Source organism: Brevundimonas sp. Leaf363, from assembly GCF_001424025.1.
Taxonomy (GTDB): domain Bacteria; phylum Pseudomonadota; class Alphaproteobacteria; order Caulobacterales; family Caulobacteraceae; genus Brevundimonas.
The window spans coordinates 1-13,133 of record NZ_LMPZ01000003.1 but is presented as its reverse complement, the minus strand read 5'-3'; the positions used below and the strand labels follow the sequence as shown (position 1 = coordinate 13,133).

The 13,133-nt window shown below is 69.4% G+C and carries 11 protein-coding genes and 2 tRNA genes; 10 read left to right on the top strand and 3 right to left on the bottom strand.

Annotation, left to right across the window (positions count from 1 at the left end):
- Positions 1 to 61: 61 nt before the first annotated feature.
- The 4 genes from ASG17_RS10990 to ASG17_RS10975 all read left to right on the top strand — a co-directional run bounded on the left by ASG17_RS10990 (position 62) and on the right by ASG17_RS10975 (position 6,182).
- Positions 62 to 1,669, top strand: a complete 1,608-nt coding sequence (locus tag ASG17_RS10990; RefSeq protein WP_056103483.1) for a carboxyl transferase domain-containing protein — start codon at positions 62 to 64, stop codon at positions 1,667 to 1,669.
- A gap of 259 nt (positions 1,670 to 1,928) precedes the next feature.
- Complete coding sequence (locus ASG17_RS10985) at positions 1,929 to 2,825, top strand: enoyl-CoA hydratase-related protein (RefSeq protein ID WP_056103480.1); 897 nt, start codon at positions 1,929 to 1,931, stop codon at positions 2,823 to 2,825.
- A 40-nt stretch (positions 2,826 to 2,865) separates the two neighbouring features.
- Positions 2,866 to 3,972, top strand: coding sequence for a DUF3667 domain-containing protein (locus ASG17_RS10980; RefSeq protein ID WP_056103477.1), 1,107 nt, complete (start codon positions 2,866 to 2,868; stop codon positions 3,970 to 3,972).
- Between the two features lie 209 nt (positions 3,973 to 4,181).
- Positions 4,182 to 6,182 carry an acetyl/propionyl/methylcrotonyl-CoA carboxylase subunit alpha gene (locus ASG17_RS10975; RefSeq protein ID WP_056103475.1) on the top strand — a complete coding sequence of 667 codons (2,001 nt, stop codon included), beginning with the start codon at positions 4,182 to 4,184 and terminating at the stop codon, positions 6,180 to 6,182.
- 130 nt (positions 6,183 to 6,312) lie between these two features.
- Here ASG17_RS10975 and ASG17_RS10970 read toward each other — a convergent pair whose 3' ends face one another.
- The gene (locus ASG17_RS10970) at positions 6,313 to 6,600 is read right to left on the bottom strand and encodes a putative quinol monooxygenase (protein ID WP_056103471.1); all 288 of its coding nucleotides are present in this window, start codon (positions 6,598 to 6,600) and stop codon (positions 6,313 to 6,315) included.
- Between the two features lie 99 nt (positions 6,601 to 6,699).
- Between ASG17_RS10970 and ASG17_RS10965 the strand changes: the two genes are divergently transcribed.
- The 3 genes from ASG17_RS10965 (at position 6,700) to metG (ending at position 10,545) form a co-directional block, all read left to right on the top strand.
- Positions 6,700 to 7,095 (top strand): DUF1489 family protein, encoded by a 396-nt coding sequence (locus ASG17_RS10965; RefSeq protein ID WP_056103468.1) that lies wholly within the window; start codon positions 6,700 to 6,702, stop codon positions 7,093 to 7,095.
- A gap of 212 nt (positions 7,096 to 7,307) precedes the next feature.
- Positions 7,308 to 8,648 (top strand): MATE family efflux transporter, encoded by a 1,341-nt coding sequence (locus tag ASG17_RS10960; RefSeq protein WP_056103464.1) that lies wholly within the window; start codon positions 7,308 to 7,310, stop codon positions 8,646 to 8,648.
- Between the two features lie 196 nt (positions 8,649 to 8,844).
- Positions 8,845 to 10,545 (top strand): methionine--tRNA ligase, encoded by a 1,701-nt coding sequence (gene metG / locus ASG17_RS10955; RefSeq protein WP_056104330.1) that lies wholly within the window; start codon positions 8,845 to 8,847, stop codon positions 10,543 to 10,545.
- 141 nt (positions 10,546 to 10,686) lie between these two features.
- Here metG and ASG17_RS10950 read toward each other — a convergent pair whose 3' ends face one another.
- Both ASG17_RS10950 and rlmB read right to left on the bottom strand, forming a co-directional pair.
- Entirely contained in the window at positions 10,687 to 11,490 is an 804-nt protein-coding gene (locus ASG17_RS10950) for a TerC family protein (protein ID WP_056103461.1), read from the bottom strand.
- A gap of 202 nt (positions 11,491 to 11,692) precedes the next feature.
- Positions 11,693 to 12,595: a 23S rRNA (guanosine(2251)-2'-O)-methyltransferase RlmB gene (gene rlmB / locus ASG17_RS10945; RefSeq protein WP_082496229.1), complete on the bottom strand. Its 903-nt coding sequence runs from the start codon at positions 12,593 to 12,595 to the stop codon at positions 11,693 to 11,695.
- A gap of 146 nt (positions 12,596 to 12,741) precedes the next feature.
- On the opposite strand from rlmB, the gene ASG17_RS10940 reads away from it, so the two are divergent.
- From ASG17_RS10940 to ASG17_RS15225, 3 genes are all read left to right on the top strand, one after another.
- Positions 12,742 to 12,825: transfer RNA gene (locus ASG17_RS10940), tRNA-Tyr, on the top strand.
- A 75-nt stretch (positions 12,826 to 12,900) separates the two neighbouring features.
- Positions 12,901 to 12,974 (top strand) — tRNA-Gly (locus ASG17_RS10935).
- A gap of 60 nt (positions 12,975 to 13,034) precedes the next feature.
- Positions 13,035 to 13,133 (top strand): GTP-binding protein (locus ASG17_RS15225; RefSeq protein ID WP_199225306.1); only part of this gene is annotated, 99 nt, incomplete at its 3' end.

Below are 13,133 nucleotides of genomic sequence, written 5' to 3'. Positions count from 1 at the left end.
GCAAAGCACGTCAGCCGACTGCGGGGTTCCCGGCGTGCGCGAAGCCTCCTAAACGGACGGGATGCCCAAGCTGACCTCGGCGGTGGACGCCCAAAGCCCGACCTTCAAACGCCTGGCGGAACACAACCGGGCCCTGGCCGAGGATCTGCGCGCGCGGGTGGCGCAGGCGGCGCTGGGCGGGTCGGAGGCGTCGCGGGAGCGGCACGTCGGGCGCGGCAAGCTGTTGCCGCGCGACCGGGTCGAGCGCTTGGTGGACCCCGGCTCGCCCTTTCTGGAGATCGGCCAGCTGGCGGCGAACGGAATGTATGGCGATGCGCGCGATCCAGAGGGCGCGCCGGGCGCCGGGCTGATCTGCGGCATCGGCCGGGTATCGGGCCGCGAGGTCATGATCGTCTGCAACGACCCGACGGTGAAGGGCGGGGCATACTTTCCGCTGACGGTGAAGAAGCATCTGCGGGCGCAGGAGATCGCCCAGCAGAACCGCTTGCCGTGCGTCTATCTGGTCGATTCCGGCGGGGCGAACCTGCCGCACCAGGCCGAGGTGTTTCCTGACCGCGAGCATTTCGGGCGCATCTTCTTCAACCAGGCGCGGATGAGCGCGGCGGGCATCCCCCAGATCGCCTGCGTCATGGGCCTGTCGACGGCGGGCGGGGCCTATGTGCCGGCCATGTCGGACGAGACGGTGATCGTGCGCAATCAGGGGGCCATCTTCCTGGCCGGACCGCCGCTGGTGCAGGCGGCGACGGGCGAGGTGATCTCGGCCGAGGATCTGGGCGGCTCGGACACCCACGGGCGACGCAGCGGCGTGGTCGACCATGTGGCCGAGAATGACGAACACGCGCTGGAGATCGTGCGGTCCATCGTGGCCAATCTGAATACGGTCAAGCGCGTCGATATGGACGTGCGCGAGCCGCGTCCGCCGGCCTTTGCCACCGAGGAGCTGTACGGCGTCGTGCCCGAGGACGTGCGCGCGCCCTATGACGTGCACGAGGTGATCGCGCGGCTGGTGGACGGGTCGGAGTTCGACGCCTTCAAGCGGGATTACGGGTCCAGCCTGGTGTGCGGGTTCGCCCGCATCTGGGGCTATCCGGTGGCGATCCTGGCCAACAACGGCGTGCTGTTCTCGGAGAGCGCGCAGAAGGGGGCGCACTTCATCGAGCTGGCCTGCAAGCGGAAGATTCCGCTGCTGTTCCTGCAGAACATTTCGGGCTTCATGGTCGGCGGCAAGTACGAGGCCGAGGGCATCGCCAAGCATGGCGCCAAGCTAGTGACGGCGGTGGCGTCGGCGGAGGTGCCGAAGTTCACGGTGCTGATCGGCGGCAGCTTCGGCGCCGGCAACTACGGCATGTGCGGGCGGGCCTATTCGCCGCGCTTCCTGTTCACCTGGCCGAACAGCCGCATCGGCGTGATGGGCGGGGAGCAGGCGGCGTCCGTGCTAGCCACGGTCCACCGCGACGCCGGCAAGTGGTCGCCCGAGGAAGCCGAGGCCTTCAAGGCGCCGATCCGCCAGAAGTACGAGGACGAGGGCAATCCATTCTACGCCACGGCGCGGCTGTGGGACGACGGGGTGATCGACCCGGCGCAGACGCGGGATGTCCTGGGGCTGGCCATCAGCGCGTCGCTGAACGCGCCGATCCCGGAGACCACCTTCGGCGTGTTCCGGATGTGAGGGCCGACGTTTCGTTTCGTCATTCCAGGGCGCTCGCAGAGCGAGCCCGGAACCCAGGAGATTGGATGCGACGGGGCGGCGTTGACGGTGGTGCGTGACCTCCTGGGTCGACGCTTCGCGCCGCCCTTCGGGTCCGGGTTCTGCTGCGCAGCCCCGGAATGACGAATGACGGAGGCGTCCGCAGCGGCGCCATGTCCCTTCAGCGCCATGTCCGTTCGGCGCCTGGCGCGTTATAGGGGCCCACGCGAAGGAGACCTCCATGGCCGATCCCACCCAATCCGACCTCAACGCCCTGGACGTCACCGACGCCGAGGCGGTGGAGATCAACAGCATCGCGCAGCCGCTGGTGCCCGACGCGGCGCCGGATGCGAACGACGACCTGGTGCAGATCCGGTCCACGCCCGACGGCGTGGTGTTCGTGACGATCAACCGGCCGGCCAAGAAGAACGCCTTTGACGGGCCGACGATCGCGGCGCTGCGCGAGGCGTTCGAGACGCTGCACGGCGCCGATCATGTGCGGCTGGTGTTCCTGCGCGGGGCGGGCGGCACGTTCAGCGCCGGCGCCGACCTGGGGTGGATGCGCGACGCGGCCGACTGGTCAGAGGGCGACAATCGCGACGACGCGATGCAACTGGCGTACATGCTGAAGGCGCTGCGGGACATTCCGGCGCTGACGGTGGCGTTGGTCGAGGGATCGGCCATGGGCGGCGGCGCGGGCATGGTCGCCGCGTGCGACATGGCGGTGGCGGTCGAGGGCGCGCGCTTCGCCTTTTCCGAGGTCAAGCTGGGCCTGATCCCGGCGACCATCGCCCCCTATGTGATCGAGGCCGTCGGCGCCCGACGCGCGCGCCAGCTGTTCCTGACCGCGAACATCTTCGACGCCGATTATGCGGCGCACGCCGGCCTGATCGACATGATCCTGCCCGAGGGGTCGGTGGACGAGTTCATCTCGATGCTGAGCGACAGCGTCAGCGTGAATGCGCCCGGCGCGATGGGCGACGCCAAGCGGCTGGTCAACGAGGTGGCGGGGCGACACATCGACCACGGCCTGATGGAGGACACCGCCAAGCGTATCGCGCGGGCGCGTGTGTCGGTCGAAGGGCAGGAGGGCGTGCGGGCGTTTCTGGACAAGCGCAAGCCGGTCTGGTCGGAGTAGCCGCAGCGACCCGCGGGGATTCGGGTCTTGAGGGGATGAGATGTCGGGGGAACTGGAAACCGCGGGGCTGGCGTCTGTCGGCGGCTGGCTGAGCTGGAAGCGCAAGCACGCGGAGATCCCGCCGGGCACGCCGTGCGCCAACTGCGCGACCGAGCTTCAGGGGACCTACTGCCACGTCTGCGGGCAGGAGGCGGAGGACTTCCACAAGTCCAGCTGGAAGCTGCTGGTCGAGGCGGTCGAGAGCCTGCTGCACCTGGACGGGCGGCTGTTCAGCACCATTCCGCCGCTGGTGAAGCGGCCCGGCCAGCTGACGCGCGACTATCTGGACGGCAAGCGGGCCAGCCAGGTCGCGCCGTTCCGGATGTTCCTGGTGATCCTGCTGGTCGCCTTCTTCACCGGCCACTTGGCGTCCAAGGCGGGCAAGCATCATGAGCCCGAGGGGGGGCATGAGGCGGCGGCGGGCGCGCACGGGGTCGAGACGCGCGCCAACGGCATGACGGTCACGGGTCGTGACGAGGCGATCGCGGAAATCCAGGCCGATCCCACCATGAGCGCCCAGGAAAAGGCCTCGGCCATCGCCCTGGCCAACGGCGACTTCGCCGGGTTTGGCCGGTCGCTGAGTGATCAGATCGCGGCGGAAAAGGCCGCTCAAGCCGCGCGGGGCGAGGTCAATCTGTCGGAGCCCGGCGATTCGGCGCGGGTGGCCGCGTTCAAGCACTGGGCCGAGGCGCGCATCCAGGCGGTGCGCGACGACCCCGAGCGCTTCGCCTTGATCCTGGAGATCTGGGGCCACCGGATTGCGATCCTGGCGTTGCCGGTCTCGGCGCTGATGCTGACGCTGCTGTTTGCGTTCAACCGGCGCTTCTTCGTGTTCGACCACCTGATCTTCTCGATGCACAGCCTGTCGTTCCAGCTGCTGCTGCTGACGGTGATCTTCCTGGCGTCGCTGCTGGTCGGGGGGTGGGCGTGGGGGCTGGTGCTGCTGATGCCGGTGCACCTGTTCATGCACATGAAGGGGACGTATCAGCGCAGCACGATCGGGACGCTGGCGCGGATGAGCGCGCTGTTCGTGCTGACGACCGTGACGTTCAGCCTGCTGGCGGCGGTGTGGCTGTATCTCGGGTTCAACGAGATGGCGGGGCACTAGCTCTTCACCGTCATTCCGGGGCGCTCAGAGAGCGAACCCGGAACCCAGGGGACTGGGTACCCACTTGGCCGTCGCCACCGTGAGCCCAGTCGCCTGGGTCCCGGGTTCCGCTGCGCGGCCCCGGGATGACGAACCGGGTCATGCCGTCCCGCACCCGCGATTGACCGGCGCCACTCGCCACTCGGCGCCCGCCACTTTAGAACACCCCCATGTTCACCTCTGTCCTAGTCGCCAATCGCGGCGAGATCGCCTGCCGCGTCTTCCGCACAGCCAAGCGGATGGGGCTGCGCACCGTCGCCGTCTATTCCGAGGCGGACGCGCAGGCGCTGCATGTGCGTGAAGCCGACGAGGCGGTGCTGATCGGGCCGGCGCCGGCGCGCGAGAGCTATCTGGACGGGGCCAAGGTGCTGGCCGCCGCCAAGGCGACGGGCGCCGAGGCGATCCATCCCGGATACGGCTTCCTCAGCGAGAACGCGGACTTCGCCGAGGCGGTGATCGCGGCGGGCCTGGTGTGGATCGGGCCGCCGGCGTCCGCGATCCGGGCCATGGGGCTGAAGGACGCGGCCAAGGCGCGGATGATCGCGGCGGGCGTGCCGGTGACGCCGGGTTACCAAGGCGAGGACCAGTCGGGCGAGACGCTGGCGGCCGAGGCGGCGAAGACCGGCTATCCGGTGCTGATCAAGGCGGTGGCGGGCGGCGGCGGCAAGGGAATGCGGCGCGTCGACGATCCGGCCGAATTCGCCGACGCCCTGGCCAGCGCCCAGCGCGAGGGGCAGGCGTCGTTCGGCGATCCGCGCGTGCTGATCGAGCGCTACATCACCCGCCCGCGCCACATCGAGGTGCAGGTCTTCGGCGACAGCCACGGTCAGGTCGTCCACCTGTTCGAGCGCGACTGTTCGCTGCAGCGCCGGCACCAGAAGGTGATCGAGGAGGCGCCGGCGCCGGGCATGGACGCCGCGACGCGCGAGGCCGTGACGGGCGCGGCGGTGCGGGCGGCGCAGGCCGTCGGCTATGTCGGGGCGGGGACGATCGAGTTCATCGCGGATGCGTCGGAGGGCCTGAAGGCCGACCGCATCTGGTTCATGGAGATGAACACCCGGCTGCAGGTCGAGCACCCGGTGACCGAGGCCATCACGGGCGTCGATCTGGTGGAATGGCAGCTGCGCGTCGCGGCGGGCGAGCCCGTGCCGCTGACGCAGGATCAGCTGTCGATCGACGGCTGGGCCATGGAGGCGCGCCTCTACGCTGAGGACCCGGCCAACGGCTTCCTGCCCAGCGTCGGCCGGCTGGATCATTTCCACCTGCCGGACGACATCCGCGTCGATACCGGCGTGGAGCAGGGCGGCGAGGTCAGCGCCTTCTACGACCCGATGATCGCCAAGCTGATCGTGCATGCGGAGACGCGGGAAGCGGCGGCGGAGCGGCTGGCCGAGGCGTGCGGGTCGGTCCAGGTGTGGCCGGTGAAGACGAACGCCGGGTTCCTGAAGCGGTGTCTGGAGCATTCGCGCTTCGTGGCGGGGGATGTGGATACGGCGCTGATCGGGGCGGAGGGGGAGGCGCTGTTCCGCGTCGACGCGTCCGAGGACGTCGCCCTGGCGGGTGCCGGCGTCCTTCTTGATCGCGCCGTGTGGGACGACAGCTACTACGAGAAGCAGCCTTCGCCCTGGGACCCTTCGTCCTACGCTTTGGGTGGATTCCGCCTAAACGGTCAGAAGAACACCGCCCTGGTGCTTTCGGTCGATGGGCAGAAGCGCAGCCTGACGATTGGCGACCGCGAATCGCGACGCCTTACGACTTCGGCGGGGCGTAAGGTCAGCATCGACTACGGGCGTCGGTCCGCGCCGTCACGGCGCGCGGTCGCGACCGTCGAGGGGCAGGCTTTCGGCTTTACGGAGGTCGATGACGACGTCGTGGTCGTGTTTGACCAAGGGTCCGCCACGCGCGTTGAGCCCTGGAAAGCGGCTGCCCTTGTGGGCGGCTCCACTGCGTCGGACGGCGCCCTGCGCGCGCCGATGCCCGGCCGCATCGTGGCGGCGCCGGTGAAGGCGGGCGATGCGGTGAGCAAGGGGCAGCCGGTCGTGGTGCTGGAGGCCATGAAGATGGAGCACGCCCTGGTCGCGCCGTTCGACGGGGTGGTGACCGAGGTCAACGTCGCGGCGGGGGACCAGACGACGGACGGGGCGGTGCTGGCGGTGGTGGAGGCTTCCTGACATCCGCTCATCCCGGCGGAAGCCGGGATCCAGTCCGAGCGGCGCGGTATCGCCGGCCATCACCTGAGCGACGCGCTCGTGGCTCTCACTGGGTCCCGGCTTCCGCCGGGATGCACGGCAAGGGGGTCGCCTAAAGCCCGATGCCACCGATGGGGCGGGTATAGGTGGTCTCGCCGAACACGGCGATCAGGTCCAGCGCCGGGCGAAGGCGCTCGCGGGCGTCGGGCGTCAGGGCGGCGGTGTGGGCGTCTTGGCTGACCCAGGCCTCGGTGACCCAGACGGCGTGCTCTTCGGCGGGGTCGAGGGCGACGACGTAGCTGCAGCAGCCGGGCCGTTTCACCTCGGGGTCGAGCAGGCTGAGCGCCAGCGCGTCCCGGCGACCGGGCACGGCGGTCAGCTTCGTGATCAAACCAAACATGCGAGCCCTTCCGACGCCGGCGGACAGGCGCGGTTCGATGGTTAAGGCCGAGCCGTTAACATTGTTGAAGCGGGGCGCCGCGCGGCCTATCTGCGGCCCATGCCCCTTCACATGATCAAGCTGTGCGTCGGCGTCTCGGACATCGAATGGCTGGAGACGCGCGCCGCCGGGGGACAGCCGCTGATCGTCCACACCCGCATGACGCCCAAGCGGGCGGCCGAGGTCGAGGACGGTGGGTCGCTGTTCTGGGTGATCAAGGGCACGGTCGCCTGCCGGCAGCCGGTGCTGGACATCCGCACGCTCGGCGAGGGCAAAGCCAGCCGCTGCGAGATCACCCTGGCCCCGCAGGTGGTGCGCACGGCGCCGCTGGCGCGGCGGCCGTTCCAGGGGTGGCGGTATTTCGAGACCGACGTGCCGGCGGACCTGAGCACGGTGGGGGAGACGGACCTGCCGGAGGATATGGTGAGGGAGCTGCGCGAGATGGGGGCGTGGTGATCTGGTCTTTCGTCATCCTCCGGCGGAGCGGAGACCGGGGGACAAGGCGGCGCCGCAGCGTAGCGGAGGCGATCTTTCAGCGGTCGCGCGCTCGACAGGTTCGCGCTCGCGCGCGCCGCCTGGTCCCCCGATCAAGTCGGGGGATGACGAAAGAAAAGTAGCCCGGCAACGGTGTTGACCTTCCGCCTCCCGCATGGCCCAAGGCGCGCCCCATGTTCGCCTTCAGCCCCCACACCCACCGCACCCTGCGCGAGCTGCTGACGCTGGCGTGGCCGGTGGTGCTGGCGCGGATCGGCATTCTGACCATGGGGCTGACCGACGCCATCGTGGTGGGGCATTATTCCGGCGAGGAGCTGGCGTTTCATGCGCTGGCCTGGGCGCCGACGGCCATCGTGGTGACGACGGCGGTCGGGCTGATGCAGGGGGTGCAGGTGCTGACCGCCCAGCGGCTGGGCGAAGGACGACGCCATGAGGTGGGGGCGGTGCTGCGGCGCGGCCTGACCTATGCGGCGCAGATCGGCTTCGTCTCCATGGTCGGGCTGATGATCCTGGGGCCGTGGGCGCTGCGGCACGCCAATCTGGCCGAGGGGCTGGGCGAGGGGGCGGGGCCGGCGCTGCGGGTCTTCGCCCTGTCCATGCCGGCCTATCTGATCTCGGTGGCGTGCCAGCTGTTCCTGGAGGCCATCGGCCGGCCGCGCGCCGGCATGTGGGCCATGTGGATCGCCAACGGAATCAACCTGCTGTTGAACCTGGTGCTGGTGCCCGACCTGCTGGGTCTGGGGCAGAGCGGCGCCGTCGCGTCCGCCTGGGCGACCTTCGCGGCGCGCGGGTCGCTGGCGGTGTTCCTGCTGATCTACATCTGGCGCCTGCCCGAGGCGCGGGCGTTGGGCGTGTTCGACAAGCCGGCGCGCGATCCCGAGGCGGCGGGCCAGCAGCGCAAGGTGGGGCTGGGCGCCGGCTCAAGCTATTTCATCGAGGTCGGCGCCTTCGGGGCCATGACCTTCTTCGCCGGCCAGCTCGGCGCGGTGGAGACGTCGGCCTGGACCATCGTGCTGAATATCTCGGCCATCGTCTTCATGATCCCGATGGGGCTGTCGGCGGCGACGTCGGTGCTGGTCGGGCGGGCGTATGGGGCCGGGGACGGCGCCGGCGTGCTGAGGGCCGGGCTGGTCGGGCTGGGGGTCGCGGCGGTGCTGACGACCGTGGTGGCCCTGATCGTCTGGCCGGGCGCGCACGGGATGGCGAGCGCCTACACGCGGGACGCGGCCCTGATCGCGGTGGCGGCGCCCGCCCTGGCCCTGGCCAGCCTGTTCTTCGTCGCCGACGCCATCCAGGTGATCGCGGCCCAGTGCAATCGCGCGGCGGGCGATGTGTGGTGGCCGACGATCATGCACGTGGTGGCGTACGGCGCGGTGATGACGCCGCTGGGCTGGGTGCTGGCGCACCGGGTGGGGGTGGATGGACTGGTGTGGGCGGTGATCCTGGCCAGCCTGATCAGCGCGACGCTGCTGACGGGGCGGTTTTTGCGAGTGGCGGGGCGGTTGGCGCGCTGATCGTCATTCCGGGGCCGCGTAGCGGAACCCGGAACCCAGGGGATCAAGCTGAACCTCGGCGACGGCTATCCTTGCACCCAGTCCCCTGGGTTCCGGGTTCGCTCTGCGAGCGTCCCGGAATGACGGTGTGTGTGCGGCCTTTGCCGTCTCCGGCGGCGCTCTCTATATGGGCGGCTCCCTGACGACCCGGATTCTCATGGCCCGCATCCTCATCACCTCGGCGCTGCCGTACATCAACGGCATCAAGCATCTGGGGAACCTGGCCGGGTCGATGCTGCCCGCCGATGTCTGGGCGCGGTTCAAGCGGGGGCAGGGGCATGATGTGCTGTATATCTGCGCCACCGACGAGCACGGCACCCCGGCCGAGCTGGCCGCCGCCGCCGCCGGTCAGGATGTGCGCGCCTATTGCGACGAGCAGCACGCGGTGCAGAAGGCGGCGGGCGAGGCGTTCGGGCTGAGCTACGACTGGTTCGGGCGGTCGTCGAACCCGCCGAATCATCGCCTGACCCAGCATTTCGCCGAGGCTCTGGAGGCCAACGGCCTGATCGAGGAACGGGTGGATCGAATGATCTATTCGATCGATGACCGGCGCTTCCTGCCCGACCGCTATGTCGAGGGAACGTGCCCGCACTGCGCCTATCCCAAGGCGCGCGGGGACCAGTGCGACAACTGCGGGCGACTGCTGGACCCGGTCGACCTGATCGATCCTTATTCGTCGGTGTCGGGGTCGCGGAACCTGGAGGTTCGGGATACGCGGCACCTCTATCTGCTGCAGACCAAAATCGCGGACGAGATCCGCGCCTGGGTCGACTCGAAGACCGACTGGCAGCCGCTGGCCAAGTCCATCGCCTACAAGCATCTGGACGAGGGCTTGATCGACCGGGGCATCACGCGCGACCTGGCCTGGGGCATCCCGGTCACCAAGGACGGCTTTCCGCGCCCGGGCATGGAGGACAAGGTCTTCTACGTCTGGTTCGACGCGCCCATCGAATACATCGGCGCGACCGAGGAATGGGCCGGGCGCACGGGCGCGACGTGGCGCGACTGGTGGCGGCTGGACGAGGGGGCGGATGACGTCCGCTACGTCCAGTTCATGGGCAAGGACAATGTGGCGTTCCACACCGTCAGCTTCCCCGCGACGATCATCGGCTCGGGCGAGCCGTGGAAGACGGTGGACCAGCTGAAGGCCTTCAACTGGCTGAACTGGTACGGCGGGAAGTTCTCGACGTCACAGAAGCGCGGCGTCTTCATGGACCAGGCGCTGGAGCTTCTGCCGGCCGATTACTGGCGCTGGCACCTGACGGCTTACGGGCCCGAGCATTCGGACGCAGCCTTCACCTGGGAGCAGTTCCAGTCGACGACGAACAAGGACCTGGCCGACGTGCTGGGCAATTTCGTCAACCGCATCGTCAAGTTCGCCGAGTCGAAGTTCGACGGCGTCGTTCCCGAGGGCGGCGAGCCGGGCGAACTGGAAGCCAAGCTGGAGGCCGACATCCGCGCCGGGATCGCCGAGGCCACGGCGCAGTTCGAGGCCATGGAGTTCCGCAAGGCGGCGCAGGCGCTGCGGGCCGTCTGGGTGCTGGGCAATGAATATCTGCAGGTCGCGGCGCCCTGGACCGCGCTGAAGACCGATCGCGACCGCGCGGCGGTGGGCGTGCGGACCGGCCTGAACCTGGTGGCGCTGTTCGCGCGGCTGGCGGCGCCGGTGATGCCGTTCACGGCGCAGAGGATCGCCGAGACGGTCGGGTCTCGGGACCTGACGTGGCCGGGGGCGGACGCGTCGCTGTTCGACCGCGTGCCGGCCGGGCAGGCGGTGCATGCGCCCGAAGTGCTGTTCAGGAAGATCGAGGACGCCCAGGTGGCGGAATGGTCGGAACGCTTCGGCGGGGCGGAATGATCTCCCTCCCCTTCATGGGGAGGGACGGCGCAGCGTAGCGAAGCCCGGGTGGGGCCGTTCGGAAGCGCGGTCGTGGATGCCCTTTCGAACCCCACCCTCGACCGCTTCGCGGCCTGCCCTCCCCATGAAGGAGAGGGAGAATTACGGCGCCGCCGGCTCGGCCGTCGCCGGCGTGTGGCCGTCGGGGCTGCGCTGGTCGCCCCAGTGGTGGGCGGCTTCCTTGGGACTGATCTCGATCCAGGCGGGGGCGGCGGCGTTGAATTCTTCCAGGTTGCCGGTCCGCACCACCACCTGACGCGCGCCGTCCCAGATCATGTGGACCGCGACGTACAGGACGATGACCAGGCCGATGTAGCCGATCCAGCGGTACTTGCTGAGCAGGCGGGCGATGAAGGTCGCCGCGATGCCCATCAGGGCGATTGACAGGATCAGGCCGAAGACCATGATCCACGGATGCTCGTGCGCGGCGCCGGCGACGGCCAGGACGTTGTCCAGGCTCATAGTGATGTCGGCGACCATGATCTGCAGCAGGGCGGCGCCGAAGGTCTTCTGCTTCAGGCCCAGCTCCTGCGGGCTGGGGCCATGGCCGTGCTCGATGGCGAGCGCCAGCTCCAGTTCCTTCTGCGCCTCGGCCTGATCGTGGGTCGCCGCCTCGCGCAGCTCGCGCCACATCTTCCAGCACACCCAGAGCAGCAGGACGCCGCCCGCCAGCAGCAGGCCGACCAGGGCCAGCAGCTGCACCGTGATCAGGGCGAAGCCGATGCGCATGACCACGGCGGCGGCCAGACCGATCAGGATGGCCTTGCGCCGTTGTTCAACCGGCAAGGCGGCGGCGGCCAGGCCCACGGCCACGGCGTTATCGCCGGCGAGCACCAGATCCATCATCAGGACCTGGCCGAGCGCGGTGAGCTGGCTGACGAAGACGGGGGAGGTCAGGAATTCCATGGGCGCTTCCTAGCGGGGGGAGGGGCGGCGGTGAAGGCCCGCACTCCCTCTTTCGTCATCCTCCGGCGGAGCGAAGCGGAGACCGGGGGACCAGGCGGCGCGCGATAGCGCGAACCTGTTCAGCCACCGCCGTCGCGAAGATCGCCTTCGGCGCCGCCTTGTCCCCCGATCAAGTCGGGGGGATGACGAAAGTGAGGAGGGCTTACCGCCCCTGAGCCCGCGCCGCTTCGTACAGGGCGATGGCCGTCGCGTTCGACACGTTCAGGCTCTCGAAGCCGCCCGGCATGGGGATCTTCGCCAGGACGTCGCAGTGCTCGGCGACCAGGCGGCGGATGCCTTCGCCTTCCGAGCCCATGACGATGACGGTGGGGCGGTTGTCGAGCGCGCCTTCCAGCGTCTCGGTCGCCGATCCGTCCAAACCGACGGCGCGCCAGCCCAGGTCGGCGAGGCGCTCCAGCGCGCGGCTGAGGTTCGTCACCCGCGCGCAGGGCAGGCGTTCGGTGGCGCCAGCCGAGGCCTTGGCCAGGGCGCCGGCCAGCTCGGGCGAGTGCCGGTGCTGCACCACGATGCCGCGCGCGCCGAAGGCCAGGGCCGAGCGGAAGACCGCGCCGACGTTCTGGGGGTCGGTCACCTGGTCCAGCATGACGATGATGCCTTGCGCCGGGTCGGCCAGGTCTTCGAGCGACACGCCCTCCAGCGGCGCGACCTTGAAGGCCATGCCCTGGTGCACGGCGCCGGCCGGCAGCATGCGGGTCAGGGCCACGCCGTCGATTCGCTCCGGCCGGTGGCCGTGCGGGGTCAGGGCGGGATCGTCGAACTCGGCGGCGCGATCTTCGGTGACCAGCAGGCGGCCCATGCCCTTGCGCGCCGGATTGGCCAGAGCGGCGATCACCGGGTGACGCCCCCACAGCCAGTTCGACGGATCGGTTTTGCCGCCCCGATCCCCACGCGGCGGGCCTTTGTCGGCGCCGCGCGGCCCTTGGGCGCCCTGCGGGGTCGGGGTCCAGCCGCGCTCGCGCGCGCCGCCTTTGGGCCCGGAAGCAGGGCCGCGAGGCGGGCCTTTCGGACCGCGTTTCCGGTCGTTGCCTTCTCGATTCGACGACACTATAAGACGCGCTCCGATTTGGGGCCCCAGGGCTTTCCGGGTCTGGCGCCCCCTCTAAACCAGGCGTTGCCGGATCAAGAAGGCCTTTGTTCGAGACGACGTTCCGACGCCGTCCCGGATGTTCCGATCGGTCACGACATCGCGCTGGGGGAATGTCCCGAGCGGCAAAGGGGGGGGACTGTAAATCCCCTGCGTAAGCTTCGCAGGTTCGAGTCCTGCTTCCCCCACCACGCGATGATCGGACCGAGCGAAACGGACCTTCAAGCCGGTTCGGGTGCGACGGGTCCGCCCGCCGCATTCTCTGCGCGGGTATAGCACAATGGTAGTGCAGCAGCCTTCCAAGCTGAGGATGTCGGTTCGATCCCGTCTACCCGCTCCAACTTTTTGAAGCACAGCGCCCCTCATCCCGTTCCGGGCCAGGGCCATCAGGAGTTTGGCCATGGCCAAGGAAAAGTTCGAACGTAACAAGCCGCACTGCAACATCGGCACGATCGGTCACGTTGACCACGGCAAGACGACGCTGACGGCGGCGATCACG

Bases quoted from the DNA above. Each gene is read 5' to 3' on its own strand.
- ASG17_RS10975 (WP_056103475.1), top strand. From the start codon at position 4,182: ATGTTCACCTCTGTCCTAGTCGCCAATCGCGGCGAGATCGCCTGCCGC.
- ASG17_RS10985 (WP_056103480.1), top strand. From the start codon at position 1,929: ATGGCCGATCCCACCCAATCCGACCTCAACGCCCTGGACGTCACCGAC.
- ASG17_RS10960 (WP_056103464.1), top strand. From the start codon at position 7,308: ATGTTCGCCTTCAGCCCCCACACCCACCGCACCCTGCGCGAGCTGCTG.
- ASG17_RS10990 (WP_056103483.1), top strand. From the start codon at position 62: ATGCCCAAGCTGACCTCGGCGGTGGACGCCCAAAGCCCGACCTTCAAA.
- ASG17_RS10950 (WP_056103461.1), bottom strand. From the start codon at position 11,490: ATGGAATTCCTGACCTCCCCCGTCTTCGTCAGCCAGCTCACCGCGCTC.
- ASG17_RS10965 (WP_056103468.1), top strand. From the start codon at position 6,700: ATGCCCCTTCACATGATCAAGCTGTGCGTCGGCGTCTCGGACATCGAA.
- ASG17_RS10970 (WP_056103471.1), bottom strand. From the start codon at position 6,600: ATGTTTGGTTTGATCACGAAGCTGACCGCCGTGCCCGGTCGCCGGGAC.
- ASG17_RS10980 (WP_056103477.1), top strand. From the start codon at position 2,866: ATGTCGGGGGAACTGGAAACCGCGGGGCTGGCGTCTGTCGGCGGCTGG.
- metG (WP_056104330.1), top strand. From the start codon at position 8,845: ATGGCCCGCATCCTCATCACCTCGGCGCTGCCGTACATCAACGGCATC.